At 72.2% G+C, this 26820-nt stretch carries 24 protein-coding genes; 13 read left to right on the top strand and 11 right to left on the bottom strand.

Annotation, left to right across the window (positions count from 1 at the left end):
- Positions 1-192: 192 nt before the first annotated feature.
- The 5 genes from ACFWPQ_RS44955 to folE all read left to right on the top strand — a co-directional run bounded on the left by ACFWPQ_RS44955 (position 193) and on the right by folE (position 6290).
- Positions 193-1326 carry a zinc-dependent metalloprotease gene (locus tag ACFWPQ_RS44955; protein ID WP_384048912.1) on the top strand — a complete coding sequence of 378 codons (1134 nt, stop codon included), beginning with the start codon at positions 193-195 and terminating at the stop codon, positions 1324-1326.
- Between the two features lie 192 nt (positions 1327-1518).
- Positions 1519-2661, top strand: a complete 1143-nt coding sequence (tilS, locus tag ACFWPQ_RS44950) for a tRNA lysidine(34) synthetase TilS (protein WP_384048909.1) — start codon at positions 1519-1521, stop codon at positions 2659-2661.
- A 76-nt stretch (positions 2662-2737) separates the two neighbouring features.
- A complete protein-coding gene (hpt, locus tag ACFWPQ_RS44945) occupies positions 2738-3298 on the top strand; it encodes a hypoxanthine phosphoribosyltransferase (RefSeq protein ID WP_046730905.1) in 561 nt (186 codons plus the stop codon).
- A gap of 210 nt (positions 3299-3508) precedes the next feature.
- Positions 3509-5548, top strand: coding sequence for an ATP-dependent zinc metalloprotease FtsH (ftsH, locus tag ACFWPQ_RS44940; RefSeq protein WP_384048906.1), 2040 nt, complete (start codon positions 3509-3511; stop codon positions 5546-5548).
- 136 nt (positions 5549-5684) lie between these two features.
- Positions 5685-6290, top strand: coding sequence for a GTP cyclohydrolase I FolE (gene folE / locus ACFWPQ_RS44935; RefSeq protein ID WP_384048903.1), 606 nt, complete (start codon positions 5685-5687; stop codon positions 6288-6290).
- A 22-nt stretch (positions 6291-6312) separates the two neighbouring features.
- On the opposite strand, the gene ACFWPQ_RS44930 is transcribed toward folE, so the two are convergent.
- The 6 genes from ACFWPQ_RS44930 to ACFWPQ_RS44905 form a co-directional block, all read right to left on the bottom strand.
- Entirely contained in the window at positions 6313-6801 is a 489-nt protein-coding gene (locus tag ACFWPQ_RS44930) for a DUF3180 domain-containing protein (RefSeq protein ID WP_384048900.1), read from the bottom strand.
- A 50-nt stretch (positions 6802-6851) separates the two neighbouring features.
- Complete coding sequence (gene folK, locus ACFWPQ_RS44925; RefSeq protein ID WP_361285968.1) at positions 6852-7463, bottom strand: 2-amino-4-hydroxy-6-hydroxymethyldihydropteridine diphosphokinase; 612 nt, start codon at positions 7461-7463, stop codon at positions 6852-6854.
- A complete protein-coding gene (gene folB / locus ACFWPQ_RS44920; RefSeq protein WP_384048897.1) occupies positions 7460-7819 on the bottom strand; it encodes a dihydroneopterin aldolase in 360 nt (119 codons plus the stop codon). Before folB ends, folK begins: the two co-directional genes overlap by 4 nt.
- A gap of 258 nt (positions 7820-8077) precedes the next feature.
- Positions 8078-8581: a nuclear transport factor 2 family protein gene (locus ACFWPQ_RS44915; RefSeq protein WP_384048894.1), complete on the bottom strand. Its 504-nt coding sequence runs from the start codon at positions 8579-8581 to the stop codon at positions 8078-8080.
- A complete protein-coding gene (gene folP / locus ACFWPQ_RS44910) occupies positions 8578-9516 on the bottom strand; it encodes a dihydropteroate synthase (RefSeq protein WP_384048892.1) in 939 nt (312 codons plus the stop codon). Before folP ends, ACFWPQ_RS44915 begins: the two co-directional genes overlap by 4 nt.
- Before the next feature lie 100 nt (positions 9517-9616).
- Complete coding sequence (locus tag ACFWPQ_RS44905) at positions 9617-11428, bottom strand: phosphatidylglycerol lysyltransferase domain-containing protein (protein WP_384048888.1); 1812 nt, start codon at positions 11426-11428, stop codon at positions 9617-9619.
- Positions 11429-11652: 224 nt separating this feature from the next.
- On the opposite strand from ACFWPQ_RS44905, the gene ACFWPQ_RS44900 reads away from it, so the two are divergent.
- Together ACFWPQ_RS44900 and ACFWPQ_RS44895 are read left to right on the top strand one after the other, a co-directional pair.
- The gene (locus tag ACFWPQ_RS44900) at positions 11653-12765 is read left to right on the top strand and encodes an alpha/beta hydrolase (RefSeq protein WP_384048885.1); all 1113 of its coding nucleotides are present in this window, start codon (positions 11653-11655) and stop codon (positions 12763-12765) included.
- A 130-nt stretch (positions 12766-12895) separates the two neighbouring features.
- Positions 12896-14080 carry a hypothetical protein gene (locus ACFWPQ_RS44895; RefSeq protein WP_384048883.1) on the top strand — a complete coding sequence of 395 codons (1185 nt, stop codon included), beginning with the start codon at positions 12896-12898 and terminating at the stop codon, positions 14078-14080.
- Between the two features lie 213 nt (positions 14081-14293).
- Here the strand turns inward: ACFWPQ_RS44895 and ACFWPQ_RS44890 are convergent, their stop codons facing one another.
- Entirely contained in the window at positions 14294-15622 is a 1329-nt protein-coding gene (locus ACFWPQ_RS44890) for a PH domain-containing protein (RefSeq protein ID WP_384048880.1), read from the bottom strand.
- Positions 15619-16122 (bottom strand): PH domain-containing protein, encoded by a 504-nt coding sequence (locus tag ACFWPQ_RS44885; RefSeq protein WP_384048877.1) that lies wholly within the window; start codon positions 16120-16122, stop codon positions 15619-15621. Before ACFWPQ_RS44885 ends, ACFWPQ_RS44890 begins: the two co-directional genes overlap by 4 nt.
- Positions 16123-16153: 31 nt before the next feature.
- Here ACFWPQ_RS44885 and ACFWPQ_RS44880 point away from each other — a divergent pair, with 31 nt between their 5' ends.
- Entirely contained in the window at positions 16154-17305 is a 1152-nt protein-coding gene (locus tag ACFWPQ_RS44880; RefSeq protein ID WP_384048874.1) for an NADH-quinone oxidoreductase subunit D, read from the top strand.
- A gap of 54 nt (positions 17306-17359) precedes the next feature.
- Here the strand turns inward: ACFWPQ_RS44880 and ACFWPQ_RS44875 are convergent, their stop codons facing one another.
- Positions 17360-18382, bottom strand: a complete 1023-nt coding sequence (locus ACFWPQ_RS44875) for an SAM-dependent methyltransferase (RefSeq protein ID WP_384048871.1) — start codon at positions 18380-18382, stop codon at positions 17360-17362.
- 118 nt (positions 18383-18500) lie between these two features.
- Here ACFWPQ_RS44875 and ACFWPQ_RS44870 point away from each other — a divergent pair, with 118 nt between their 5' ends.
- Together ACFWPQ_RS44870 and ACFWPQ_RS44865 are read left to right on the top strand one after the other, a co-directional pair.
- Complete coding sequence (locus tag ACFWPQ_RS44870) at positions 18501-19706, top strand: sensor histidine kinase (protein WP_384048868.1); 1206 nt, start codon at positions 18501-18503, stop codon at positions 19704-19706.
- 76 nt (positions 19707-19782) lie between these two features.
- Entirely contained in the window at positions 19783-20457 is a 675-nt protein-coding gene (locus ACFWPQ_RS44865; protein ID WP_384048866.1) for a response regulator, read from the top strand.
- A gap of 13 nt (positions 20458-20470) precedes the next feature.
- Here ACFWPQ_RS44865 and ACFWPQ_RS44860 read toward each other — a convergent pair whose 3' ends face one another.
- Together ACFWPQ_RS44860 and ACFWPQ_RS44855 are read right to left on the bottom strand one after the other, a co-directional pair.
- On the bottom strand, positions 20471-21571 hold the full coding sequence (locus ACFWPQ_RS44860; RefSeq protein ID WP_384048863.1) for a DUF5937 family protein: 1101 nt from the start codon (positions 21569-21571) through the stop codon (positions 20471-20473).
- A gap of 142 nt (positions 21572-21713) precedes the next feature.
- On the bottom strand, positions 21714-22922 hold the full coding sequence (locus ACFWPQ_RS44855; protein ID WP_384048860.1) for a threonine aldolase family protein: 1209 nt from the start codon (positions 22920-22922) through the stop codon (positions 21714-21716).
- Positions 22923-23121: 199 nt separating this feature from the next.
- On the opposite strand from ACFWPQ_RS44855, the gene ACFWPQ_RS44850 reads away from it, so the two are divergent.
- Genes ACFWPQ_RS44850 through ACFWPQ_RS44840 form a run of 3 tightly spaced genes read left to right on the top strand, consistent with a single transcriptional unit; the run spans position 23122 to position 26815 of the window.
- Positions 23122-24054: a Rossmann-like and DUF2520 domain-containing protein gene (locus ACFWPQ_RS44850; protein ID WP_384048857.1), complete on the top strand. Its 933-nt coding sequence runs from the start codon at positions 23122-23124 to the stop codon at positions 24052-24054.
- On the top strand, positions 24051-25073 hold the full coding sequence (gene panC, locus ACFWPQ_RS44845; RefSeq protein ID WP_384048854.1) for a pantoate--beta-alanine ligase: 1023 nt from the start codon (positions 24051-24053) through the stop codon (positions 25071-25073). The genes ACFWPQ_RS44850 and panC overlap by 4 nt, the downstream gene beginning before the upstream one ends.
- Complete coding sequence (locus ACFWPQ_RS44840; protein WP_384048851.1) at positions 25070-26815, top strand: L-aspartate oxidase; 1746 nt, start codon at positions 25070-25072, stop codon at positions 26813-26815. The genes panC and ACFWPQ_RS44840 overlap by 4 nt, the downstream gene beginning before the upstream one ends.
- Positions 26816-26820 lie beyond the last annotated feature (5 nt).

Genomic DNA, 26820 nt, shown 5'->3' with positions numbered 1-26820 from the left:
CTTCTCAACTGCCGAGGGCAGGCGTTCCGCACGGCGGAACGGGTGGGCACGGCGGACAGCGCGGGGCACCCGAAAAATGACCTCGCCCCTGCCGACGCAAGCACCCCAACCCCGCCCCACCACACAAGTCACACCAACCTCACCAACCTCCACGGCCTGCCCCAAGTGGGAGCGTTAACGTACGGTTGACGCATGACGAGCATCGGTGGCGCTGCTTCTTCTGGGATGGTCGACTGGAATCTCGCGGTGGCGACCGCGACCCGGCTCGTGCGGCCGGGGCCCGAGGTGAGCCGCGACGAGGCCCGGGTCATCGTCGCGGAGCTGCGGCGGCACGCGAAGGCCTCGGAGGAACACGTCCGGGGCTTCACTCGTATGAGGACCGACGACGTACACGACACCCCCGTTCTGGTGGTGGACCGCCCCGGCTGGGTGAAGGCCAACGTCGCCGGGTTCCGGGAGCTCCTCAAGCCGTTGCTCGACAAGATGCAGGAGCGGCGGGCCGGCACCCCCGGCGGCGCGGTCCTCGGCGCGGTCGGCGGCAAGGTCACCGGCGTGGAGCTCGGCATGCTCCTGTCGTTCCTGTCGTCCCGGGTCCTCGGCCAGTACGAGACCTTCGCCCCCTCCTCCCGCGACCTCCCGGCGGACGAGAACGGCGGCGGCCGGCTGCTGCTCGTCGCCCCGAACATCGTGCACGTGGAGCGCGAACTCGACGTACAGCCCCACGACTTCCGCCTGTGGGTGTGCCTGCACGAGGAGACGCACCGCACCCAGTTCACGGCGGTGCCCTGGCTGCGCGCCCATCTGGAGGGCGAGATCCAGTCGTTCCTCTCGGAGACCGACGTCGACCCGATGACCGTCCTCGAACGCATCCGGGACGCCGCCCAGTCCCTCGCCGGCGGCCGCCCCGAGGCCGAGGAGGACGACGGCGGACGGTCGTTCGTCGAACTGGTGCAGACCCCCGCCCAGCGCGAGATCCTCGGCCGGCTCACCGCCGTCATGTCCCTCCTGGAGGGCCACGCCGACTTCGTCATGGACGGCGTCGGACCCGCCGTAGTGCCGACCGTCGCCGAGATCCGCGAGAAGTTCCAACAGCGGCGCGCCAAGGGTGCCTCCCGGCTCGACATGACCCTGCGCAAGCTGCTCGGCCTGGACGCCAAACTCCGTCAGTACCGGGACGGCGAACGCTTCGTGCGGGCCGTCGTCGACCAGGTCGGCATGGACGGCTTCAACCGGGTGTGGACCTCCCCGAACACCCTGCCGACCAAGGCGGAGATCGCCAAACCGGCGGACTGGGTCGCGCGGGTGCACCGCAAGGCCGAGTCGTGAACCAGCGGATGTGTGGTGAACCGAAACCGGCCGACGGCAGGCGAACGCCCCTCCAATCACCCGTCCGAGGGACCGTGAGCGATGGGTAGGCGTGCGATGCTCGGGGAACGGCCCGTTTCTGTCACCATCTACACACTCTGAGTGACCGGTCTCGGGTTCACCCCCCGAAGAATTTCATGAAGGGAACCGGACATGGGTCCCCATCCTGCGGTCGCGGCGATACGCCTGGCGGTCCGCCGCGTCCTCCACGACATCCTCACCGACCACAGCAGCCACAGCCCCCACAGCCGTACCACCGGTGAACGCGCCGGTGAACGCGTCGGCGGGCGCATTGGCGCGCGCCGCGCGCGCCCCGGCGGCGGCATCCAGGCGATCTCGGGCATCCCGGAGATCCCGGAGCAGACACCGAACGAGCGGCCCCCCTCCCCGCTCGTCCTCGTCGCGTGCTCCGGCGGCGCCGACTCCATGGCGCTCGCCTCCGCCCTCGCCTTCGAAGCCCCCAAGCTCGGCATCCGCGCGGGCGGCATCACCGTCGACCACGGCCTGCAGCCCGGCTCCGACCTGCGCGCCGACGAGGTCGTCCTGCGCCTGCGCGAACTGGGCCTCGACCCGGTCGAGTCCATCACCGTGACCGTCGGCCGCGACGGCGGACCCGAAGCCGCCGCCCGCGACGCCCGCTACGCCGCCCTGGACGCCGCCCTGGAACGGCACGGCGGCACCGCGATCCTGCTCGGCCACACCAGAGACGACCAGGCCGAAACCGTCCTGCTCGGCCTCGCCCGCGGCTCCGGCATCCGCTCCCTGTCCGGAATGGCCGCGGTCTCGGGGGCCGGCGGCCGTTACCGGCGCCCGTTCCTCCAGCTGGACCGGCAGACCGCCCGCAAGGCCTGCATGGTCCAGGCCCTCCCCGTTTGGGACGATCCTCACAACGCGGACCCGGCCTACACCCGCTCCCGGCTCCGCCACGAGGGCCTGCCCGCCCTGGAGAAGGCCCTCGGCAAGGGCGTCGTCGAGGCGCTCGCCCGCACCGCCCAGCTCTCCCGCGACGACGCCGACGCCCTCGACACCTGGGCCAGCCAGGCCGAGGCCTCCGTACGGGACGCGGCGGGCCTCCTGGAGTGCGCCAAGCTCTACGCCCTGCCCCCCGCGGTCCGCCGCCGGATCCTGCGCCGGGCCGCCATCGAGGCGGGCGCACCGGCCGGTTCGCTGTTCGCCCGGCACATCGAGGAAGTCGACCGCCTGATCACCGGCTGGCGCGGCCAGGGGGCCATCAATCTCCCCGGCAAAGTCGTCGCCCAGCGTCAGGGTGGCAGACTGGTGATTCGGCAAGGCTGAATCCCGACCTCACGGAGAGCTCCTCGGCGCTCCTCCGAAGGGCCGGGTAGGCCGGTGGGACGACCGACCGAAAGTGATGCGGGTGGACGCGAAAGACATGGGTGCCGACCTCCAACAGGTGCTCATCACCAAGGAAGAGATCGACGCGAAGCTGGCCGAGCTGGCCGCGAAGATCGACGCGGAGTACGCGGGCAAGGACCTGCTCATCGTCGGTGTCCTCAAGGGCGCCGTGATGGTCATGGCGGACCTCGCCCGGGCGCTGTCCACCCCCGTCACCATGGACTGGATGGCCGTGTCGTCGTACGGCGCGGGCACCCAGTCCTCCGGTGTGGTGCGGATCCTCAAGGACCTCGACACCGACATCAAGGGCAAGCACGTCCTGATCGTCGAGGACATCATCGACTCGGGCCTGACCCTCTCCTGGCTGATCAACAACCTCGGCTCCCGCGAGCCCGAGACCCTGAAGATCTGCACCCTGCTGCGCAAGCCGGACGCGGCGAAGGTCGCCATCGACGTCGAGTGGGTCGGCTTCGACATCCCCAACGAGTTCGTCGTCGGCTACGGCCTCGACTACGCCGAGAAGTACCGCAACCTCCCGTTCGTCGGTACGCTCGCGCCTCACGTCTACGGCGGCTGATCCCCCGGCTGATACGCCGGAGGGTCCACTTACGTAAGACGATCGGGAACCCCAGCGGGTTTCGCGCCGTTGGAGCATGCAGAGACGGGTTTCACCAGTCGTCCGAGCAGCTTCGTACGGCTTCGGGCGACAATGCTGGGGTACCGTCAGAAGAACTGTCTTATCAAACTCACTATGGCAGGAGGGACGGGGCGACATCGCTCCGTATGGATGGACGTGAAGCGATACTTCCGTGGGCCGGTCATGTGGATCGTGCTGGCCGTCCTTGCCGTGGTCGTGTTGATGCAGGTCGTCGGCTCGTCCGGCGGCTACAAGACGGTGGACACCGGCCAGGTCGTGGCGGCGATCAATGACAACAAGGTGGAATCGGCCAAGCTGACCACCGGTGACGAGCAGACCATCAAGGTCACGCTCAAGAACGGCGAGAAGGTCGACGGCAGCTCGAAGATCCAGGCGAGCTACATCGGCGACCAGGGCGTCACCATCGCCAACACGCTGCAGACCAAGTACCAGGACAAGCAGATCCCCGACGGCTACACCGTCGCGCCGACCAAGCAGAACGCGTTCGTCAGCGTCCTGCTCTCCCTGCTGCCCTTCGTCCTCATCGTGGTCGTCTTCCTGTTCCTGATGAACCAGATGCAGGGCGGCGGCTCCCGGGTCATGAACTTCGGCAAGTCCAAGGCGAAGCTCATCACCAAGGACACCCCGAAGACGACCTTCTCGGACGTCGCGGGCTGCGACGAGGCCGTCGAGGAACTCCACGAGATCAAGGAGTTCCTCCAGGAGCCGGCCAAGTTCCAGGCGGTCGGCGCCAAGATCCCCAAAGGCGTGCTCCTCTACGGCCGTCCCGGCACCGGCAAGACGCTGCTCGCGCGCGCCGTCGCCGGCGAGGCAGGGGTCCCCTTCTACTCGATCTCCGGTTCCGACTTCGTCGAGATGTTCGTCGGTGTCGGTGCCTCCCGAGTCCGCGACCTCTTCGAGCAGGCCAAGGCGAACGCCCCGGCGATCGTCTTCGTCGACGAGATCGATGCGGTCGGCCGCCACCGCGGCGCCGGCCTCGGCGGCGGTCACGACGAGCGCGAGCAGACCCTGAACCAGCTGCTCGTCGAGATGGACGGCTTCGACGTCAAGGGCGGCGTGATCCTCATCGCCGCGACGAACCGGCCCGACATCCTCGACCCGGCGCTGCTGCGCCCCGGCCGCTTCGACCGCCAGATCGCGGTCGACCCGCCGGACCTGCAGGGCCGTCTGGAGATCCTCAAGGTCCACCAGAAGGGCAAGCCGGTCGCGCCCGACGTCGACCTCGCGGCGGTCGCCCGCCGCACGCCGGGCTTCACCGGCGCGGACCTGTCGAACGTGCTGAACGAGGCGGCGCTGCTCACGGCCCGCAGCGACCGCAAGCTCATCGACAACCAGATGCTCGACGAGGCGATCGACCGCGTGGTCGCGGGCCCGCAGAAGCGGACCCGGATCATGTCGGACAAGGAGAAGAAGATCACCGCGTACCACGAGGGCGGCCACGCCCTGGTCGCGGCGGCTTCCCCCAACTCCGACCCGGTCCACAAGATCACGATCCTGTCCCGGGGCCGCGCCCTCGGCTACACGATGGTCCTGCCGGACGAGGACAAGTACTCGACCACGCGCAACGAGATGCTCGACCAGCTGGCCTACATGCTGGGCGGCCGCGCGGCCGAGGAACTGGTCTTCCACGACCCGACCACCGGCGCCGCCAACGACATCGAGAAGGCCACGGCCACCGCTCGCGCGATGGTCACGCAGTACGGCATGACCGAGCGTCTGGGCGCGATCAAGTTCGGCGGCGACAACACCGAGCCCTTCCTCGGCCGTGAGATGTCCCACCAGCGCGACTACTCGGAAGAGGTCGCCGCCCTGGTGGACGAGGAAGTCAAGAAGCTCATCGAGAACGCGCACAACGAGGCCTGGGAGATCCTGGTCGAGAACCGCGACGTCCTCGACAACCTCGTTCTCCAGCTGCTGGAGAAGGAGACCCTGGGCAAGGAGGAGATCGCCGAGATCTTCGCGGCGCTCCACAAGCGGCCCGCGCGCCCCGCGTGGACCGGCTCCTCCCGCCGTACGCCGTCCACCCGCCCGCCGGTGCTCTCCCCGAGGGAGCTCGCACTGACCAACGGGGCGAACGGCGCGACGCCGGCGATCAGCACCGCCAAGTCCACGGCGGCCGAGCCCGCCGCGGCGGTCGAGAAGGCCCCCGAGGACCGACCCGAGAGCTGAGTCACACCGGCCTCGCATGGCTCGGAATGGATGCCGCGCCCCCCAGGTTCTAGCCTGGGGGGCGCGGCATTTCGGTATGCCCGCAGATGAGGCGCGCGGCCCACACGCGCCGACCCGAAGGAACGAGGCACCCCAGATGACCGACCCCGTGACCCTGGACGGCGAGGGAACCATCGGCGAGTTCGACGAGAAACGCGCCGAGAACGCCGTACGCGAACTCCTCATCGCGGTCGGCGAGGACCCGGACCGGGAAGGCCTCAGGGAGACACCGGCACGGGTGGCGCGGGCCTATCGCGAGCTGCTGGCCGGGAACCACCAGGAACCGGAAGAGGTCCTGACGACGACCTTCGATCTCGGCCACGACGAGATGGTCCTGGTCAAGGACATCGAGATCGTGTCCCTGTGCGAACACCACATGCTGCCGTTCCACGGTGTGGCCCATGTCGGCTACATCCCGGCGGAGACCGGCAAGATCACGGGTCTGTCGAAGCTCGCGCGCCTGGTCGAGGTGTTCGCCCGCCGTCTTCAGGTGCAGGAGCGACTGACCACGCAGGTCGCGGACTCCCTCATGCGGATCCTCGAGGCCCGAGGCGTGATCGTCGTGGTGGAGGCCGAACACATGTGCATGTCGGTGCGCGGTATCCGCAAGCCGGGTGCCAAGACGACCACGTCGGCGGTCCGCGGCCAGCTCAGGGACGCCACGACCCGCGCCGAGGCGATGAGCCTGATACTGGCGCGCTGACGACCCTGCGGAGCGGCGGGGCTCACGCCACCGGCTCGGCCCCGCTGTGGTTGTCGTCCTCGTCCTCCGGGAGCTTGCACACGCGTTCCAGGAAGAGGGCCGCCGCTATGACGGCGATGCCGGCGACGACCGAGAAGGCCGCGTAGAGGGCCTGGTCGCGGCGGGTGGGGAGGTCGAGGAGCTCCAGGAGGAAGACGCCCGTGCCGCCGTACATGCCGGCGACGAGGGCCGCGACCAGGGCGCTGGCCTGACCGAAGACGACCGCGCGGGCGGCCATCAGGGGGTCGACGCCCTTTGCGCCGGGGCGGCGCTCGCGCTGGGCCTTGAGTCGGGCGCGCAGCGATAGCGCCGTGGAGAGCAGGACCACGGCGATCAGCGCGAGGACGATCGGGGCGGCCACCGGCACGCTCGGCAGGGTCCCCACCGCGTTCCACAGACGGGCGCCCGCCCAGGACAGCACTCCGGCCACCACGAAGACGCCGGCCAGCACCCTGATCCGCAGCTCTTTCACTGTTTTCCTTCAGCTCCCCCGCAGCGATGTGGTCGTCTCGACCTTAACGACTACTCGGGCAGTCGGAGTTCCAGGTCCCCGCGTGCTTCCACACCGTGCCGGGTGACGGCGGCCAGCAGCTCCGCGACTGTGCCGCGGCCGGGCACCAGGGCCTCGGGGTCGATGTCGTACCAGGGCGCGAGCACGAAGGCACGCTCGTGGGCGCGCGGGTGCGGGAGGGTGAGCTGCGGGTCGTCGGAGACGACGTCGGCGTACGCGACGATGTCGACGTCGAGGGTGCGCGGCCCCCAGCGCTCGTCCCGCACCCGGTTGAACGCCTCCTCGACGGCGTGTGCCCGCTCCAGCAGGGAGGACGGCGGGAGGGTGGTCTTCAGGACCACGACCGCGTTGAAGTACGTCGGCTGGCTGCCGGGCTCGACGCCCCACGGCTCCGTCTCGTACACCGGTGACACGGCCTTGATGCGGACGCCGGGGGTGTCCTCCAGCGCGTCGATGGCGCCCTGGAGGGTCTCCAGGCGGTTGCCGAGGTTCGAGCCGAGGGCGACCACGGCGCGTCTGGGGTTGGACAGGGTGGTGTCGGCGGCGTCGACCTGCGCCACGACGGAGGCGGGCACCGGCTGGACGGTCGGGTCGCTGGGACCCCGCAGGGAGGATGCGGTCATACTCGGCTCCGGATGATGGTGACGGTGACGTCGTCGAAGGGGACGGTGATGGGCGCGTCCGGCTTGTGGACCTGGACCTCGACCTCTCTTACCCCCTCGTGCTTGAGGCAGACCTGGGCGATCCGCTCGGCGAGCGTCTCGATCAGGTTCACCGGCTCCCCCTCGACCACGGCGACGACCTCCTCGGCCACGACGCCGTAGTGCACGGTCTTCGCCAGGTCGTCGTCGGCCGCCGCCGGCCGGGTGTCCAGGCCAAGGACGAGGTCCACGATGAAGGTCTGGCCCTCCTCGCGCTCCTTGGGGAAGACACCGTGGTGCCCGCGGGCCCTCAGGCCGCGCAGCGCGACACGATCCACGCGAATCACTCCTGCAATCGTCGGTGTGCGGCCGGGCGGCATCGCGTGCGGGCGACGGACCGGCCACCCATGAATCTACCTGCGGGCACTGACAGAGCCGGGGTACAGGGCCCGGGGGGCCGCCCGGGCGCGACAGGGTTCATCGCGTGTTTCCCCCGGAGAACCCGGCGGCTCATGGGCCGGTGGCCCTGGCTACTCGCGAGTTCGTGATTCCAGCCACTTCTTGGTCCGTGAGGGGTCCGGAAGGGTGTGGCGTGCTCAGGAGGGCGTCTCGTCGTCCTCGTCCTCGTCGGCCTCGGACAGCACCGGGGAGGCGTGGTGGGACCAGAGCTTCCAGCCGTCCCGGGTGCGCCGGAACACGTTCGTGGCGACGACGAGCTGTCCGACCAGCGGGCCGAGCTCCTGGCCGCCCTCGGGGGCGGGACCGCCGCTGAGGATGTTCTCCGTGCAGGTCACCAGGGCGGTGTCGCCGGTGACGGAGACGTGCACGTCGGTGAGGAAGAACTGGATGTAGTCGGTGTTCGCCATGATCAGCGCGTACGACCGCAGGACCTCGCCGCGGCCGGTCAGCACCGGCCAGCCCGGGTGCACGCAGGAGATCACGCCGATGTCGGCCGGGTCGTGGTACTCCTCGTCGACGCCCAGGTCGGCAGGGGTGAGCCAGAGGGCGGAGACCGCCTCGAAGTCGCCGTTCTCCAGTGCCTCGTAGAAGGCGGTGTTGGCCGCCTCGACCTGCTCGACGTCGGTGTGGGGGGCGCTCACCGGGCTCCTTCTGCGCGGTGGGGGAGGTTCGCCGTGGCCTGCGTGGCTTGTGCGCCCGGCGCGTCCGTTCCGGTGCGTGCCTCCTCCATGGCGCGCGCGACCCGTACCGCGTCCGCCGTGGCGCGTACCTCGTGCACGCGCACCGCCCATGCGCCGGCGTGCGCCGCGAGCGCCGAGACGGCGGCCGTCGCCGCGTCGCGCTCCCGGGCCGGCGGGGGCGCCCCCTCGGGGCCGGCCAGGACCCGGCCGAGGAACCGCTTGCGGGAGGCGGCGACGAGCAGCGGGTGGCCGAGGGCGTGCAGCCGGTCGAGGTGGGCGAGCAGCGCCAGGTCGTGCTCGGAGTTCTTGGAGAAGCCGAGTCCGGGGTCGACCACGATGCGGTCGGGGGAGATGCCGCCGGCCAGGACGGCGTCCACGCGCGCGTGCAGTTCGTCGAGGACCTCGGTGACGACGTCGCCGTACACGCCCTTGACGTTGGCGCCGCCCTCCATGAAGCCGCGCCAGTGCATGACGACGAAGGGGGCGCCGGAGTCGGCGACGACGGGGATCATGTCGGGATCGGCGAGGCCGCCGCTGACGTCGTTGACGAGGGCGGCGCCCGCGGCGAGGGCCTGTGCGGCGACGGAGGCGCGCACGGTGTCGACGGAGACGACGACGCCTTCGGCGGCGAGGCCGCGGACGACGGGGATGACCCGGCGCAGTTCCTCGTCCTCGTCGACGCGGGTGGCGCCCGGGCGGGTGGACTCGCCGCCGACGTCGACCAGGTCGGCGCCCTCGGTGACGAGGACGAGGCCGTGCTTGACGGCGGCCGTCGTGTCGAACCAGCGGCCGCCGTCGGAGAAGGAGTCGGGGGTGACGTTCACGACCCCCATGACCGCGCACCGGTCCCATGCCGGAAGCCCTGTCACCTGGCCACGTCCGCTGTGGTTGCTCATACGTTCAGCGTAGGCCCAGGGCCCCGCGGCCAGCCCCGGTGGCCCGAGCGGCGCCCCCGGGCCGGAGGGGGCGGGGCGCCCGCTCGGGCCGGTCATGGGGTCAGGCGGCGCGTACACCCTGTTCGGCGACGCTGTGGGCGCACGGGCGGGCGGCGGCGGGCCGACGGCGCAGGAAGCGGGGGAGCGGCAGGGCGAGGCTGACGAAGCCCTCGGCCTGCATGGCGGCGAGGCCGATGCGCGGGAGGTCGCCGGAGGCCCGGTAGACCACGAAGCGCGGCTCCCAGCGGGGCTGGAACTTGGCGTTGAACTTGTACAGGGACTCGATCTGGAACCAGCGGGAGAGGAAGACGAGCAGTCCGCGCCAGGCACGCAGCACCGGTCCCGCGCCGATCTTCTCGCCGCGGGCGAGCGCCGAGCGGAACATCGCGAAGTTGAGCGAGATCCGGGTGATGCCGAGCTTCGGGGCCGCCTGGAGGGCGGCCACGATGAGCAGTTCGTTCATGCCGGGGTCGGCGGAGCGGTCGCGGCGCATCAGGTCGAGCGAGACGCCGTCGGTGCCCCAGGGCACGAAGTGCAGGATCGCCTTGAGGTCGCCGTACTGGCCGGGCTGTTCGTCGGTCTTGTGGGCGGTGGCGATGAGGCAGTCGCCGTCGGCGGGGTCGCCGATGCGGCCCAGCGCCATGGAGAAGCCGCGTTCGGTGTCGGTGCCGCGCCAGTCCTCCGCCGCCCGGCGGATGCGGTCGAGTTCGGCCTCGCCGAGGTCACGGATGCGCCGTACCCGGGTTTCGTAGCCGGCCCGCTCGATGCGCTTGACCATCTGGCGCACGTTGCGCATCGCGCGTCCGGCGAGCGAGAAATCCGCCACGTCCACCACCGCCTCGTCGCCGAGTTCGAGGGCGTCCAGGCCGGTCTCGCGGGTCCACACCTCGCCGCCCGTCTCCGAGCAGCCCATGACGGCGGGGGTCCAGGAGTGGGCCTTGGCCTCGTCCATGAAGCGTTCGATGGCGCCGGGCCAGGCCTCGACGTCGCCGATCGGGTCGCCGCTGGCGAGCATGACGCCGGAGACGACGCGGTAGGTGACCGCGGCCTTGCCGCTGGGGGAGAAGACGACCGCCTTGTCGCGGCGGAGCGCGAAGTGGCCGAGGGAGTCGCGGGCGCCGTGCTTCTCCAGGAGGGCGCGCAGCTGGGCCTCGTCCTCCTCGGTGAGGTGGGCGGCGGGGTGTTCGGGGCGGAAGGCGAGGTAGATGGTGGTGACGGCGGTGATCAGGCCGAGGGCGCCGAGCGAGAAGGCGACCGTCCAGGAGGTGGAGCCCTCGTAGTCGACGGGGCCCTCGAAGCCGAACAGGCCGTACAGGACGTGGGTGATGCGGTCGGCCAGGCTCGGGTCGCCGATGGTGCGCTTGGGGTGGGCGCTGACGATGACCAGGCCGAGGGCGAGCGAACCGGCGCTCATGAGCACGAAGTTGGTGAGCGCCCGCCACCGGCTGCGCGGGTCGGGCAGCGCCTTGAACTCGTCGCGGTGGATCACGAGCGGCACGAACAGGGCCAGTGAGATCAGCGCGCCGATGACCGAGTGCCGGTACACGAACTGCGAGATCGCGCCGGCCGGCAGCAGCGCGACCGCGGCCCGCCACGCCCGCCGCTTGCGCCGCTTGAGCCCGTGGGCGAGCAGCAGCAACAGCACGCCGACGCTGAGCGAGAGCGCGGCGGCGAACGGTCCGAGCGAGCCGGGCAGTACCTCGGCCATGGCGTGCATACGGCTGTGACGGAAGCGCGGGAAGACACCCGCCGCAATGTCCAGGACGCCCACGACCGCGCACGCCCTGCCGACCAGAGCGGGGACGGCCGCAGGGCGCGGGCCACGGACTATGCGCCGCGCCCGGCTTGATCGGCTCGGAACCTCGCCCGACATTTCCCCATCTATCCTGACAGACATCGCATCCCGTAGTTCTGCGAGAGACCTTGAATCCGGGCCCGATTCGGGCATCCGGCGACATTGCGCCCTCTAGGACGGTGTCTCGAGGGGAGAGGTTCACTCCCCATCGGAAAGCCGGTTCAAAGGCCAGGGAAAGCCCGGGGCAAGCCTCGCTGAAAGCGGTGGTGGTCACGGGGGAAAGCGCAGGCAGGAAGCACCTCATGGGTCTCACGAGCAATAAGTTGCTGGCATTGTCGATCTTGTTCGCCGTACTGCTGTTCGTAGGCACGGTGTGGCTGTGGCCACGGCTGGGCCGCCGGAACTGGCGGGCCGTCAGCGGTCGCGTCGGTCTTCTGCTGGCCACCCAGTTGGCACTCTTCGCGTGCGTCGGGATAGCGGTCAACCAGGCCTTCGGTTTCTACGCGAGCTGGGGGGACCTGCTCGGCACGGAAACCGACCAGGGCGTCGTCGTCAACCATGCGTCCGGCCCGGTCCAGGTGGTGTCCACGTCCGCGGTGCACGGCATGGGCGGCTCGCTGCCCCGGACGGCCGGTCAGATCCAGCAGGTCGGCATAGCCGGCCGTACCACCCACATCGCCACGCCCGCGTACGTGTACCTGCCGCCGGAGTACTTCCAGCCGCAGTACCGCACGCGCGCGTTCCCGGTGGTGGTGGTCCTCAGCGGCTATCCCGGCACCGCGCGGGCGCTGGTCGACAAACTGCACTACCCGCGCACGGCACAGCACCTGGTCCGGGCCGGGCGGATGCGGCCGACGATCCTGGTGATGCTGCGGCCCACCGTCGCACCGCCCCGGGACACCGAGTGCGTGGACGTCCCGCGCGGCCCGCAGACCGAGACCTTCTTCGCCAAGGACCTGCCCGACGCCGTACGCGCGCACTATCGGGCCGCCGGGAAGCCGGGCGGCTGGGGGATCGTCGGCGACTCGACGGGCGGGTACTGCGCGCTCAAGCTCGCGATGCACCACCCCGGCGTGTACGGGGCCGGCGCCGGGCTCTCCCCGTCGTACAAGGCGCCCCTCGACGCCACGACCGGCGACCTCTTCCAGGGCGACCGGAATCTCCAGAACCGTGCGGACCTCTGGTGGTTCCTGAAGCACGAGCCCGCCCCGGACACCTCCCTGCTGGTCACCAGCAGCAAAGTCGGGGAAACGAACTACAGGGCCACGCTGAAATTCATCGCGTCCGTCGAGGCCGTGAAGCCGACCCGGATCTCGTCGATCATCCTCGACAGCGGCGGCCACAACTTCAATACCTGGCGCCGCGAGATCCCCGCGACGCTCGAGTGGATCAGCGGCCGATTGAGCGACCGCTGAGTCCCGGCCCTGCCGATACCGTGTGAAGACTTCGTTGTCGCTGTGTTTTTACGGCCCGGGGCACCACGATTCGCCTACGCGCGGTAAGTTTCTGGCCATGCCACGTGGACGTCACCGTCATTCACCGCCCTTGCACAGGCTGTTGCCTCCCTCGGCGATCGCCGGTGTCTCCCTCGTCTGCGCTCTGGGCCCCTGGTTGTTCTCCCAACCGACGGTGCTGCGCACCCTGGCCGCGATAGCCGCGGCCACCGCGGCCGTCGGCGCCGCCGTCATGCGGCGCTGGGACAGCGAGGCGGGCAAGCAGGTGGCCGACCTGTCACGCGCGCGTGCGAGCGACGAGTGGCGCCACGAGGAGCGCATCGCCGAGCTGGAGACCGACCTGGAGGAGTCGCGGGAGCTGCGCGCCAAGCTGGAGCAGCGGCTGCGCGCCAAGCGGTCGGAACTGGCGGGACTGCGCAACGAGCACGCGTCCCTGCTGCGCCGTTACGCCACGGCCGAGACCGAGCGCGCGAGCGCCCTGGAGGGCCGGCGCCTGCTGGAGATCGAGGCCGCCGAGCCGTCGAACGCGCTCCCGGCCCCCCGCAGCGCGGACGAGGCGGACGAGGTGGAGGAGTCCACGGCGGCCGTCGACGGGAAGGCCGAGGAGCTGGAGGAGCTGACGGTCGAGGGGACGACTCCCGCGATCTTCTCGCCCGAGGGTTCCAAGCTGTTCCTGCGGGCCAAGGTGGCATTGGCCCGGTTCGACGAGAAGGACGCCCCGGCGGCGGAGGCCGACGCGGGCACCGAGGGCACCGAGAGCACGGCGGAGACGGCCGCCGAGCCCGCGGCCCCGAAGGGCGAGAGCGCGCCGGAGGACGAGGCGCAGGGGCAGCCCGAGGCGGCCGACGGGCACGCGCACGCGGCCGCCGCCACCACGGACGTTCCGGAGGACACCACCCCGGAGCCGGCCGAGCAGGAGGCCCGCCCCACGACGGCGCCTTCCGCCAACTCCGTCAAGCCCTCGGGCCACTTCACGGTGCCGACCGCGGTGGCGGTCCTGCCGGCCGCGCCGATCCCGCGCCCGCTGGTCACCGGCGGCTTCGACTTCTTCGGCACGCAGAAGGGCTCGCCCGCGGGCGGTCTGGAGGCCATGCACAACGAGGACCTCGCGGACGTCGTCGGCCAGGAGACGCTCGCGCTCCACAAGGCCGAGTCCGAGGCCGAGTTCAAGCCCGCCGACGCGCAGGCGCGGGGCGTCGGCCAGGTCATCGACCTGACCGCGCACGACGAGACCGAGCAGATCAACCTCGGCGGCCTGCGCAGCGCCGCGTCCTGAACACGCGGCGGTTCTGAGCCGGGGACGGACGGTCGGTGGTCGGGTGCGGCGCCGTCGTGGCTGGTCGCGCAGCAGTTCCCCGCGCCCCTGAAGGGGCGCTCACCGCGCCGACCTGCTTTTAGGGGCGCGGGGCCGTATTTGATATGCGGCTGCCGCCGCGTGGGCGCGACCAGCCCCCACGCACCCGCACCCGATCACCGACCGGTCCGGCCGTCAGGCCATCCAGCGGTCCGGCCGTGCGGTCCGGCGTCCCGTCCGTGACCGCTCGGCCTGCTCCCGCAGCAGCGACGCGGCCTCCCCGGCGCCCCGCAGACGGGCCGTGACGGTCTTGTCGGCCCCCGTGTCCACATGCACGTCCGCGAGCCGCCACAGCCGCCCCCAGGGCCCCTGGGTCAGCCGTACGCTCTGGACCTTGGCGTGCGGGACGAGCGCGAGGCGCCGGCGCAGCAGCCCGTGCCGGGCCGCGAACACCGCGTCCGTGACCGCGAGGCCGTACCCGCGCCACCACAGCGGCACGCACCACCGGGCCCGCCCCGGCGGCCGCAGCAGCTCCCCGGGCACCGTCGCGCCGGGCAGCACGCGCGCGACCACCGACTCGGCGACCGCGCGCGGGGCGACCGGCACCAGCACGGAGTTCGCCGACCCGGCCACGTCCAGCTCCACCCGCACCCAGCGCAGCGGCCGCCACATCAGCGGCTCCACGATCCGCACGGTCTGCACCCGGCCCGGCGGCACCGTCTCGTGCGTGCGGTCGAGGAGCCCGTGGTCGATGCGCAGCCCGTCCGGGGACTCCCCGACCGTCCAGTCGTACTCCCCGACGAACCGCCCCACGCTGGTCGTGGCCGCCGCGCCGAGCAGCGGCACGGCGGTGGCGAGGACCGTCCACACGCTGTGGGTGGTCAGCCAGAGGAACGGCGGGGCGACGAGGGCGGCGGCCAGCGAGCCCCAGGTGGCACCCGTCAGCAGGATCGAGATCGCGAGCTTGCCCGGGGGCACGCGCATCAGCTCGTGCGACGGCGCCTCGCCGACCTCACGCGCCGTCTCGGGCGCGAACCCGGCGGCGCGCGCGAGCAGCTCCGCGCGGAGCCGACGCGCCTCGCCCTGGCCCAGAAAGGCCAGTTCGTCCTTCTTGTCGGTGCCGACGACGTCTATGCGCAGCTTGGCGACGCCCGCCACGCGCGCGAGGAGCGGCTGGGTGACGTCGACGGCCTGGATCCGCTCCAGCCGGATGTGCGCGGTACGCCGGAACAGCAGGCCGGTACGTATCCGAAGTTCGCTGTCGGTCACCGCGAAGTACGTGAACCACCAGGTCAGGAAGCCGTAGAGGGCTCCCGCCGTGACCAGGACGGCGAGCCCGCCCAGGAACATGGTCGTGGTCAGCTTCGTCAGCTGCTCCTGTGCCTGGTTCGGGTCGTGCACGGCCCAGCCGGTGAGCACCGCGACCGGCGCCCACGCCCGCCGGAACGGCGTCACCGGGTGCAGCCGCCGCTCACCCACGGCCTTGCCCGCGTGTATGGCGCCCTCGACGCCCGGCGCGGTCACAGCCCCGCCGATCGGGCCTCGCCGAGCTCGGTGAGCCGGTCGCGCAGCCGTTCCGCCTCGGCCGGGTCGAGCCCGGGGATCGTCGCGTCGGTGGCCGCGGCAGCGGTGTGCAGCTGCACGCTGGCGAGCCCGAAGTACCGCTCGACCGGCCCCGAGGTCACCTCCACCAGCTGCATCCGCCCGTACGGCACCACGGTCTCCTCGCGCCACAGCACCCCGCGGCTGATCAGCAGGTCGTCGGCGCGCTCGGCGTACCGCCAGGAGCGCCAGTTGCGGCCCAGCAGCACCCAGCCCCAGGCCAGCAGGGCCAGCGGCAGCAGCGCGAAGGCCGCCCACACCGGGCCCGCGAGCAGGCCCGGCAGCAGTCCCACGGCCAGGGCGAGCAGCCCCAGCCACACCACCAGCAGCAGCCGGCGCATCCGCAGCAGCCCCGGCGGCAGCCCTGTCCACTCCGGCTCGGTCCCCGTCGTCTCGGCGCCGGCCGCGCTCCCCGTCTCCATAGGGCCAGCGTACGTAGGGGAGACTGGGTCCATGACGCCTACGACGGAGACCACGGTCGGGATCGGCGGTGCCGCGGAGAGCACCGACATGGTGCTCAACATCGGCCCCCAGCACCCCTCCACGCACGGCGTGCTGCGGTTGAAGCTCGTGCTGGACGGCGAGCGGATCGTCTCCGCGGAGCCGGTGATCGGCTATATGCACCGCGGCGCGGAGAAGCTCTTCGAAGCGCGCGACTACCGGCAGATCATCATGCTCGCCAACCGCCACGACTGGCTGTCGGCCTTCTCGAACGAGCTGGGCGTGGTCCTCGCCGTGGAGCGCATGCTGGGCATGGAGGTGCCCGTCCGCGCGGTGTGGACGCGCACCCTGCTCGCCGAGCTGAACCGGGTCCTCAACCACCTGATGTTCCTCGGCTCGTACCCGCTGGAGCTGGGCGGGATCACCCCGGTCTTCTACGCGTTCCGTGAGCGCGAGGTGCTGCAGAACGTCATGGAGGAGGTCTCCGGCGGGCGCATGCACTACATGTTCAACCGCGTCGGCGGCCTCAAGGAGGACCTGCCGGCCGGCTGGGCCGCACGCGCGCGTGGCGCCGTCTCCGCCGTGCGCTCCCGCATGGACGTCTTCGACGACCTGGTTGTCGGCAACGAGATCTTCCGTGGCCGCACCCGGGGCGTGGGCGCCCTCGCGCCGGAGGCCGTGCACGCGTACGGCGTGAGCGGCCCCATCGCGCGCGCCTCGGGCGTCGACTTCGACCTGCGCCGCGACGAGCCCTACCTGGCCTACGGCGAGCTCCAGGACACCCTCAGGGTGGTCACCCGGACCGAGGGCGACTGCCTGGCCCGCTTCGAGTGCCTCCTGGAGCAGACGCACATCGCCCTGGACCTGGCCGACGCCTGCCTGGACCGGCTCGCCGACCTGCCGCCGGGACCGATCAACCAGCGGCTCCCCAAGGTCCTCAAGGCGCCCGAGGGCCACACCTACGCCTGGACCGAGAACCCCCTCGGCATCAACGGCTACTACCTCGTCAGCAAGGGCGAGAAGACCCCGTACCGGCTGAAGCTGCGCTCGGCGTCGTACAACAACATCCAGGCCCTGACCGAACTGCTGCCGGGGACGCTGGTGGCGGACATGGTCGCGATCCTCGGGTCGATGTTCTTCGTGGTGGGGGACATCGACAAATAGAGCCGACGGCTGGAGGACCGACGGCTGGAGGACCGCCGGCTAGAGGGTCGACAGCTAGAGCAGCGGGTTCTCGATGCCCACCGGCTGGAGCAGCCAGCCGAAGTCGCCGAGGCCGCCGGGGGCGGTGAGTTCGGTGGCCTCTCCGGCGATCGACAGGGCACGCACATAGGCCGTGGGGTGCGTGGAGGCGAGCGTGAGCGGGGGGCGTGCGCCGATCAGGCCCAGGGCGCGCAGGGCGTCGCGTTGCGTGCACAGGAGCGCCTCGGGGAGCCTCAGCGCCGGGTCGAGCGCCGCGCAGGCGTCCAGTGCGACGTGCGCCGTGATGTCGCACGACCCGTCCGGCACGGGCGCCGTCCCGCGCCCCTCCCGGAAGCCGGTGAGCGTCCCGAACGGGGGACGCGCGGCCGCGGTGTGCGCGTAGTCCACGGCCACCGCGAGCCCTCGCTGGAGGCTGGTGACGGCGGTCGCCCACGCCTGGTCCCGGGGCAGCCCGATCTCCGCGCGCAGCCCCGGCTCGCCACCCAGCGGCCACCACCGGGCGAGCCACTCCGCCTCCGCGCCCGACACCGCCCGCCCCAGCACTTCTCCGCCGTCGCGGCGGACCAGCACCAGCCGGGACACCCCGGCCGCGTCCACCTCGGCGACCTCGACCGGCACGTTGTCCAGCCACTCGTTGGCGAAGAGCAGGCCGGTGACCGTGCGCGGGAGTTCGGTCAGCCAGGTGATCCGGTCGGGAAGGCCCGGCGGGCGGTCGGCGAGTTCGACGGCGTACGCACGCACGCGTGGAGCCACGTCGGCGGGCAGGGCCGCGAGCACGCCGGTGACCAGCTCGCCCCGGCCGGCGCCCATGTCGACGAAGTCCAGCGTCCCGGGGCGGCCCAGGGCCTCGTCGACCCGGCACAGCAGCTCGGCCACGGCCTCGGCGAACAGCCGCGAGGCGTGCACCGACGTACGGAAATGCCCGGCCGGGCCCTCCGGGCGGCGGTAGAAGCCGCCGGGGCCGTACAGGGCCGCCTCGGTGGCCGCCCGCCAGCCACGGGCGTCCTCGGCCGTCTCTCGCGTCGCCTCATCCGTCACCGGGCCAGACTAGGCGCACAGGTGATCACCTTCTCCACCTTGCGGAGTACGCGTGCGGAACAGGGATCGGCCCTCCGGTTGACCCCTGCACCTATCACGCTTCCCTACTCTGGGTTACGTGCAGCGCCTCTATGACTTCCTCCGCAGGCACCCGACATGGGTCGACAGCTTCTGGGCCGTCGCCCTGCTCGGGATCTCCGGCGCGAGCATCTGGAAGCTCGGCGGGAACGAGGGGCACCACGGACCAAGGGCCGCCATGGTGGCCGTGTCCGTCGTGATGAGCGTCGTCGTCGCGCTGCGCCGCCGTTACCCGGAGCCGATGCTGCTGCTGGCCGCGGCCACCGGCCTGGCCCAGCTGGTGCTGGACGTGGAGACGACCGTCGCCAACTTCGCCATGCTGGTGATCGTCTGCACGAACGCCGCCGTCGGCGCGCGCTGGGCGTCCCGGTTCGGTCTCTACGCCGGGCTGTGCGCGGCGCCCCTGGCGCAGATCAGGTGGCCGCAGCAGGAGGCGAGTTTCCCGGGGCACGTCGCGATCGTGCTGTTCCAGACGGTGCCGTTCGTGCTCGCCTGGGTGCTCGGCGACTCCATGCGCACCCGCCGCGCCTACTTCCTGCAGCTGGAGGAGCGTGCCGCCCGGCTGGAGAAGGAGCGCGAGGCGCAGGCCAAGGTCGCGGTCGCCGCCGAGCGCGCCCGGATCGCGCGCGAGCTGCACGACGTGGTCGCGCACAACGTGTCCGTGATGGTGGTCCAGGCCGACGGCGCCGCCTACGTCCTCGACGCCGCCCCCGACCAGGCGAAGAAGGCCCTGGAGACGATCTCCTCGACCGGCCGCCAGGCCCTCGCCGAGATGCGCCGCCTGCTGGGCGTGCTGCGCACCGGCGAGCACAAGGAGGTCGGCGAGTACGTCCCGCAGCCCGACGTCGAGCAGATCGACGAGCTCGTCGAGCAGTGCCGCAGCTCCGGCCTGCCCGTCGACTTCAAGGTCGAGGGCACCCCGCGCCCGCTGCCCAGCGGCGTCGAGCTCACGGCGTACCGGATCGTGCAGGAGGCGCTGACCAACACCCGCAAGCACGGCGGCCCCAACACGGGCGCCAGCGTGCGGCTGGTCTACTTCGACGACGGACTCGGCCTGCTGGTCGAGGACGACGGCAAGGGCGCCCCGCACGAGATGTACGAGGACGGCGGCGCCGACGGCCAGGGCCACGGCCTGATCGGCATGCGCGAACGGGTCGGCATGGTGGGCGGCACCCTCGACGCGGGCCCCCGCCCTGGCGGAGGATTCCGCATCAGTGCCCTGCTGCCGCTCAAACCGGCGCATTGACGCGGACGCACGCCCCCAGTTGACACCTGTCACGCCCCCAGGCCGAACGGCCGAACAAGAAACGGAAGAGGACCCGATGACGATCCGCGTGATGCTCGTCGACGACCAGGTGCTGCTGCGCACCGGGTTCCGGATGGTGCTCGCGGCCCAGCCGGACATGGAGGTCGTCGCAGAGGCGGGCGACGGCGTCGAGGCCATCCAGGTGCTGAGGACCACCCCCGTGGACGTCGTCCTGATGGACGTGCGCATGCCCAAGCTGGACGGCGTGGAGGCCACCCGCCGCATCTGCGCCGAGCCCGACGCGCCCAAGGTGCTCATCCTGACCACCTTCGACCTCGACGAGTACGCCTTCTCGGGGCTGAAGGCGGGTGCCTCCGGCTTCATGCTCAAGGACGTGCCCCCGGGCGAGCTGCTGACCGCCATCCGCTCCGTGCACAGCGGCGACGCCGTCGTCGCGCCCTCCACCACCCGGCGCCTGCTCGACCGCTTCGCGCCGATGCTGCCCTCCGCCGGCAAGGACCCCCGGCAGCAGGAACTGGACCGGCTCACCGAACGCGAGCGCGAGGTGATGGTGCTGGTCGCACAGGGCCTGTCGAACGGCGAGATCGCGAGCCGGCTGGTGCTGTCCGAGGCCACCGTGAAGACCCATGTGGGCCGCATCCTGACCAAGCTCGGGCTCCGCGACCGCGTGCAGGTGGTCGTGCTGGCCTACGAGACCGGGCTGGTGCGGGCGGGCGGCGGGCACCTGTGACGCCGCGCTGCGGCTAGCGGAGCATCCCCTCCAGGAAGTCGCTGCCGAGCCGGGCGACGACCGTGACGTCGAGCTGGTGGAGCACGTAACGCCCGCGCCGGCGCGTCGTGACCAGGCCCGCCTTCTTGAGCACCCCCAGATGCCGGGAGACCTCCGGCGCCGACAGGCCGTGCACCTGCGCCAGCTCGCTGGTGGTGTGGGCGCTGCGCGCCAGCTGCCGGCACAGCCGCATCCGGACGGGGTGGGACAGCGCCGCCATCCGCAGCGTCAGCTCCTCCACGGACGCGGGCGAGGCGAGCTCGGGCGAGCCGACCGGGTAGTGCAGCACCGGCTGCCAGCCGTAGCGGTGCAGGACCATCAGATGCGGCCGGCCCAGGCTGGTGGGCACCAGCAGCAGGCCGTCGGCCGCCACGCGCGCGTGGCCGTCGGTGAGCTTGTCCACGGTGATCCGCGCGCCCGTCCCGTCGAGCGTCACGGCGGGGGAGACCGCCGCCAGCGCCTCGGCCAGTCCCTTGCGGCGCAGCAGCTCCGTCTTGTGCCGGGCGTCGGCCGCGAGCTGGTGGCGCAGCCGTGACCAGACCTCGTCGAAGAACGCCTCGGCACAGTCCGCCAGGAACCGGCGCAGCCAGGTACGTACGCTCGGCGGATCGTCGAGCAGCCGCTGGGCGAACCGGACCTGCCGCGGACCGCGCGAGGCGGCCACCTCCAGCGCCCGCCGACGCGCGGCGGGGTCCGAGAGCAGAGCCGGTACCTCGATGCCGTACGACAGCGCGCACGTGAACTCCAGCGCCGCGTCCACGAACTGTTCGTCCGACAGCCCGTCCAGCTGGTCCAGCTCCTCGGCCAGGGTGCCGCCCGGGACGGCGCCCGGGACGGCCGCGTACGGCAGGAACAGGTCCGAGAACGTCGACCGCCACAGGAAGTCCGCGTCGCACATCCGGTCGGCCAGATGCGGCTCCATACGGGCGGTCACGCCGGTCGCCCAGCCCTGCAGGCCGGGGTGGTGCCCCGGCTCGGACAGCGCGTGCAGCGCCATGCCGAGTTCGGCCAGCGGTGAGGGTACGAAGGTGACGCGCTCGGGGCGTAGCCCCGGGATGTCGATACGTACGCTCATATGTCCATCGTGCACGTTGCTGCGGCGTGGGTGGGCCGGGCGCCCAGTGGGGTGCCGGGTACGGTCGGGTGGCGGATGCGAGTCGATGGGGCCGGTCGCGCCCACGCGGCGGCAGCCGCATATCAAACACAGCCCCGCGCCCCTAAAGGGGCGCTTCAGGCAGCCGCCTCACGAAGTCCGCGACCGACGCCCTCACGTCCTCCGCCGTCCAGTCCAGGCCCTCGGCCGTCACCGTCACCTCGGTCATGGACAGGCCCGGGCCCTTCGGGTCCCAGAGGCCGACGAAGAGGTAGGTGCCGGTCTCCTCGGCCTGGCGCACCGCCGCCTCCAGCAGTACGTCCGCGTCGTACGGCAGCCAGAGCTGGAACTGGTGGGTGTGCGGTTCCCCGGGGTGGACGCGGGCCCAGGGGACGGCCGACCCGGCGAAGCCCTCGCGCAGGGCCGCGGCCACCACGCGCGCGTGCCGTACGTAGTCCGGGAGGCGGGGGAGTTCGCGCTCCAGGCCGATCAGGGCCGCGAGCGCCGTCGGGAACTGCTGGAAGACCATGCCGCCGTAGCGGTGGCGCCAGGTCTTCGCGTCCTCGACCAGGGACTTCGGGCCGGCCAGCGCGGCGCCGCCGAAGCCGTCGAGGGACTTGTAGAACGACACGTAGACGCTGTCCGCCAGGTCCGCGATCTCGGACAGGGAGTGGCCGAGGTGGACGGTGGACTCCCACAGGCGCGCACCGTCGAAGTGCACCACCGCGTCGCGCTCCCGCGCCGCCTCCACCAGCTCCGTGAGCTCCTCCCAGGAGGGCAGGACGAAACCGGCGTCCCTGAGCGGCAGCTCCACCATCAGCGCCCCGAAGGGCTCCGCGAAGTCGCGTATCTCCTGGGCGGTGGGGAGCCGGGGCTCGCCGGTGACGCGCACGGTGCGCAGGCCGGCCACCTCGCGGAAGGCGTCGCGTTCGTGCACCTCGGGGTGGGCGAGGGCGTGCAGGGCGACCGTGGGGTTGCCGGTGCGGGCCGCCCAGCAGCGCAGGGCGACCTGCTGGGCCATCGTGCCGGTCGGGAAGAACGCGGCGGCCTCCGTGCCCAGCAGGGCCGCGACGCGCAGCTCCAGGGCCTCGACGACGCCGTTGCCGTAGAGGTCCGACGGTTCGTCCAGGTCGTACACCTCGGGGGCCGCCTCCTGGAGCCGCGCGAGCCGTTCGCGGAGCGGGGCCCGCAGGCCCATGCGCGCGAGGACGCGGGTGGCCCCCCGGTAGGCGGCGGCGCGCCGCTCCCGCATCCGCTCCTCCGCCGACAGGGGTTCCTTCGGCTCTTCGTCCCGGGCCGTCGTCTCGTCCTGGGCCGTCGTCGTATCGCTCATGCCGTGGATGATGCCCTGGCCCGTCGAGCGGGGGCCTCGCATTTTCCGTGCCACCTTTCCGTGCCATCTTTCCGCGCCACCGGTGTGACCGGTCACCCACAGCCTGTGGACGGCCAATCGGCCCCGAACCGGATAGCGTTAACATGACGAGAAATCGTCCGGTACCCAGAGCGGACTGGAACGGGAAGGCCACCCTCGCGTGAGTACAGTCCAACAGCCAGACCTCGGCGACCGCCCCGCGCGGCTCACCGTCGGTGTCGTCGGCGCCGGCCGGGTGGGCCCCGCGCTGGCCGCGTCGCTGCAGCTCGCCGGGCACCGCCCGGTGGCCGTCTCCGGGGTCTCCGACGCCTCCCGGCGGCGCGCCGAGGCGATGCTGCCCGACGTCCCGCTGGTACCCCCCGCCGAGGTCCTCCGACGCGCCGACCTGGTCCTGCTGACCGTCCCCGACGACGCCCTGCCCGGCCTGGTCACCGGCCTCGCCGAGACCGGCGCCGTACGGCCCGGCCAACTGCTCGTGCACACCTCCGGCCGGTACGGCGCGAGGGTCCTGGACCCGGCCCTGCGCGCGGGCGCGCTGCCGCTGGCCCTGCACCCGGCGATGACCTTCACGGGGACGCCGGTGGACGTGCAGCGGCTGGCCGGCTGCTCGTTCGGGGTGACCGCGCCCGAGGAGCTGCGGCTGGCCGCCGAGGCCCTGGTCATCGAGATGGGCGGCGAGCCGGAGTGGATCTCCGAGGAGAACCGTCCGCTCTACCACGCGGCCCTCGCCCTCGGCGCCAACCACCTGGTCACCCTGGTCGCCCAGTCCATGGAGCTGCTGCGCACCGCCGGTGTCGAGGCCCCCGACCGGATGCTCGGCCCGCTGCTCGGCGCCGCCCTGGACAACGCCCTGCGCTCCGGCGACGCGGCGCTGACCGGGCCGGTCGCGCGCGGGGACGCCGGCACCGTCGCCGCGCACGTCACGGAGCTGCGACGGCACGCCCCGCAGGCCGTCGACGGCTACCTGGCGATGGCCCGCGCGACGGCCGACCGGGCGCTCGCGCACGGCCTGCTGAAGCCGGAGCTCGCCGAGGACCTGCTCGGTGTCCTCGCCACCGGGACGCACACGCCGCAGAACGGGGAAGACCGATGAGCCGCCGCCCCTTCGAACTCGCCCCCACCGTCGACGACCTCAGGCACGTGCAGGACCACTTCGCGGACTCGGGCCGCACCGCCGTCGTCATGACCATGGGCGCCCTGCACGAGGGGCACGCCACCCTGATCCGGGCGGCCCGCGAGCACGTCGGCCGCAAGGGCCTCGTGATCGTCACCGTCTTCGTGAACCCCCTGCAGTTCGGGCAGGGCGAGGACCTCGACCGCTATCCGCGCACCCTGGACACCGACCTGAAGATCGCGGAACAGGCGGGCGCGGACGCCGTGTTCGCCCCGTCCGTCGACGAGGTCTACCCGGGCGGGCAGCCCCAGGTGCGGGTCACCGCGGGGCCGATGGGCACGCTCCTGGAGGGCGCCTCCCGCCCCGGGCACTTCGACGGCGTCCTCACGGTCGTCGCCAAGCTGCTGCACCTCACCCGCCCCGACGTGGCCCTGTTCGGGCAGAAGGACGCCCAGCAGCTGGCCGTGATCCGGCGCATGGCGCGCGACCTGAACTTCGGCATCGAGATCGTCGGCGTCCCGACGGTGCGGGAGTCCGACGGGCTCGCACTGTCCAGCCGCAACCGCTACCTGTCGGCCGACGAGCGGCGCACGGCGCTCACGCTGTCCCGTGCACTGTTCGCCGGCCGCGACCGGCACGCGGCACAGGAGGCGCTGCGTGCGCGGGCGCGCGAGGTGCCGTCCACGCGGGCGCGCGCCGAGGCGCTCAGCGCCATAGGCGAATCCCGCGCGGCCGCCGACGCGCACGCCGTCGCCAAAGCCGTGCCCAACGCCGCCGCGGCGGTCCGCGCGGCCGCCCGCCAGGTCCTGGACGACGCGGTCCACTACGACCCGCCGCTCCAACTGGACTACCTCGCCCTGGTCGACCCGTCCGACTTCACCGAGATCGACGACGACTTCACCGGAGAGGCCGTCCTCGCCGTCGCCGCCCGGGTCGGGACGACCCGGCTGATCGACAACCTTCCGCTCACCTTCGGAACCCTCGGAGCCGCCTCGTGACCAGCACAGGCACCAGCACAGGCACCACCACCGGCATACGACTGCACGCGCCCGCCCCCGGGTGGAGCATCTCGGCGGACGTGGTCGTCGTCGGGTCCGGGGTGGCCGGGCTGACCGCCGCACTGCGCTGCCAGGCCGCCGGACTGACCACGGTCGTCGTCACCAAGGCCCGCCTGGACGACGGCTCCACGCGCTGGGCGCAGGGCGGCATCGCCGCGGCCCTCGGCGAGGGCGACACCCCCGAACAGCACCTCGCGGACACCCTGGTGGCCGGCGCCGGACTCTGCGACGAGGACGCCGTACGGATCCTGGTCACCGAGGGCCCCGGCGCGGTGCGGCGGCTCATCGACACCGGCGCCATCTTCGACGAGTCCTCCGAGGGCGGCCTCGACCTCACCCGGGAGGGCGGCCACCACCGGCGCCGGATCGCGCACGCGGGCGGCGACGCCACCGGCGCCGAGGTCTCCCGGGCCCTCGTGGAGGCGGTACGCGCGCGTGGGCTGCGCGCCATCGAGAACGCGCTCGTCCTGGACCTGCTGACCGACGCCGAGGGCCGTACGGCCGGTGTCACCCTGCACGTCATGGGCGAGGGCCAGCACGACGGCGTGGGCGCCGTGCACGCCCCCGCGGTCGTCCTCGCGACCGGCGGCATGGGCCAGGTGTTCTCCGCCACCACCAACCCGTCGGTGTCGACCGGCGACGGCGTGGCGCTGGCCCTGCGGGCCGGCGCGGAGGTCAGCGACCTCGAATTCGTGCAGTTCCACCCGACCGTGCTCTTCCTCGGCCCGGACGCCGAGGGCCAGCAGCCGCTGGTCTCCGAGGCGGTGCGCGGCGAGGGCGCCCACCTGGTCGACGCGGACGGCACGCGCTTCATGGTGGGACAGCACGAACTGGCCGAACTGGCGCCCCGGGACATCGTCGCCAAGGGCATCATGCGGCGCATGCAGGAGCAGGACGCCGAGCACATGTACCTCGACGCCCGGCACTTCGGCGCCGACATGTGGGAGCACCGCTTCCCGACCATCCTGGCCGCCTGCCGGGCCAACGGCATCGACCCGGTCACCGAGCCCATCCCGATAGCGCCGGCCGCGCACTACGCCTCCGGGGGCGTACGCACCGACGCGCGGGGGCGCACGACCGTCCCCGGGCTCTACGCCTGCGGAGAGGTCGCGTGCACCGGCGTGCACGGCGCGAACCGGCTCGCCTCCAACTCCCTGCTCGAAGGCCTCGTCTACGCCGAGAGCATCGCCGCCGACATCACGGCGGCCCGCGCGGAGCACGGCCTGCACGCGCGCGTGCCCGCACCGGTCCCGCACCCCGAGAAGCCCGCGCACCCGCTGCTCGCCCCCGAGACCCGCTTCGCCATCCAGCGGATCATGACCGAGGGCGCCGGCGTGCTGCGCTCCGAGGAGTCCCTCGCCCGGGCCGCCGAACAGCTCCAGCGGCTGCACGCCGACGCCCGCGGCGCACTGGACGAGAACGGCAAGACCGCCGAGCCCGGCGTCGACACCTGGGAGGCCACCAACCTCCTGTGCGTCGCGCGCGTGCTCGTCGAGGCGGCCCGCCGCCGCGAGGAGACCCGCGGCTGCCACTGGCGGGAGGACCACGCCGACCGCGACGACGCCCGGTGGGAGCGCCACATCGTCGTACGGCTGAATCCGGACCGCACGCTGGCGGTGGCCACCACCGACACCGCAGACTTCCCCCCTACCCGGCCCCACCAGCCACACCAGGAGCAGTGACAGAC

The organism is Streptomyces sp. NPDC058464, from assembly GCF_042721035.1.
Lineage (GTDB): Bacteria > Actinomycetota > Actinomycetes > Streptomycetales > Streptomycetaceae > Streptomyces.
The sequence above is the reverse complement of the archived record's forward strand: the minus strand, read 5'-3'. Positions and strand labels throughout refer to the sequence as shown.

What these genes read in the sequence shown, in the direction of transcription:
- ACFWPQ_RS44905 (WP_384048888.1), bottom strand. Translation starts at nt 11,428, where the DNA reads ATGTCGGGCGAGGTTCCGAGCCGATCAAGCCGGGCGCGGCGCATAGTC.
- ACFWPQ_RS44880 (WP_384048874.1), top strand. Translation starts at nt 16,154, where the DNA reads ATGACGCCTACGACGGAGACCACGGTCGGGATCGGCGGTGCCGCGGAG.
- ftsH (WP_384048906.1), top strand. Translation starts at nt 3,509, where the DNA reads ATGGACGTGAAGCGATACTTCCGTGGGCCGGTCATGTGGATCGTGCTG.
- ACFWPQ_RS44855 (WP_384048860.1), bottom strand. Translation starts at nt 22,922, where the DNA reads ATGAGCGATACGACGACGGCCCAGGACGAGACGACGGCCCGGGACGAA.
- folE (WP_384048903.1), top strand. Translation starts at nt 5,685, where the DNA reads ATGACCGACCCCGTGACCCTGGACGGCGAGGGAACCATCGGCGAGTTC.
- hpt (WP_046730905.1), top strand. Translation starts at nt 2,738, where the DNA reads ATGCGGGTGGACGCGAAAGACATGGGTGCCGACCTCCAACAGGTGCTC.
- tilS (WP_384048909.1), top strand. Translation starts at nt 1,519, where the DNA reads ATGGGTCCCCATCCTGCGGTCGCGGCGATACGCCTGGCGGTCCGCCGC.
- panC (WP_384048854.1), top strand. Translation starts at nt 24,051, where the DNA reads ATGAGCCGCCGCCCCTTCGAACTCGCCCCCACCGTCGACGACCTCAGG.
- ACFWPQ_RS44865 (WP_384048866.1), top strand. Translation starts at nt 19,783, where the DNA reads ATGACGATCCGCGTGATGCTCGTCGACGACCAGGTGCTGCTGCGCACC.
- folK (WP_361285968.1), bottom strand. Translation starts at nt 7,463, where the DNA reads ATGACCGCATCCTCCCTGCGGGGTCCCAGCGACCCGACCGTCCAGCCG.
- ACFWPQ_RS44860 (WP_384048863.1), bottom strand. Translation starts at nt 21,571, where the DNA reads ATGAGCGTACGTATCGACATCCCGGGGCTACGCCCCGAGCGCGTCACC.
- ACFWPQ_RS44955 (WP_384048912.1), top strand. Translation starts at nt 193, where the DNA reads ATGACGAGCATCGGTGGCGCTGCTTCTTCTGGGATGGTCGACTGGAAT.
- ACFWPQ_RS44885 (WP_384048877.1), bottom strand. Translation starts at nt 16,122, where the DNA reads ATGGAGACGGGGAGCGCGGCCGGCGCCGAGACGACGGGGACCGAGCCG.
- folP (WP_384048892.1), bottom strand. Translation starts at nt 9,516, where the DNA reads ATGAGCAACCACAGCGGACGTGGCCAGGTGACAGGGCTTCCGGCATGG.
- ACFWPQ_RS44900 (WP_384048885.1), top strand. Translation starts at nt 11,653, where the DNA reads ATGGGTCTCACGAGCAATAAGTTGCTGGCATTGTCGATCTTGTTCGCC.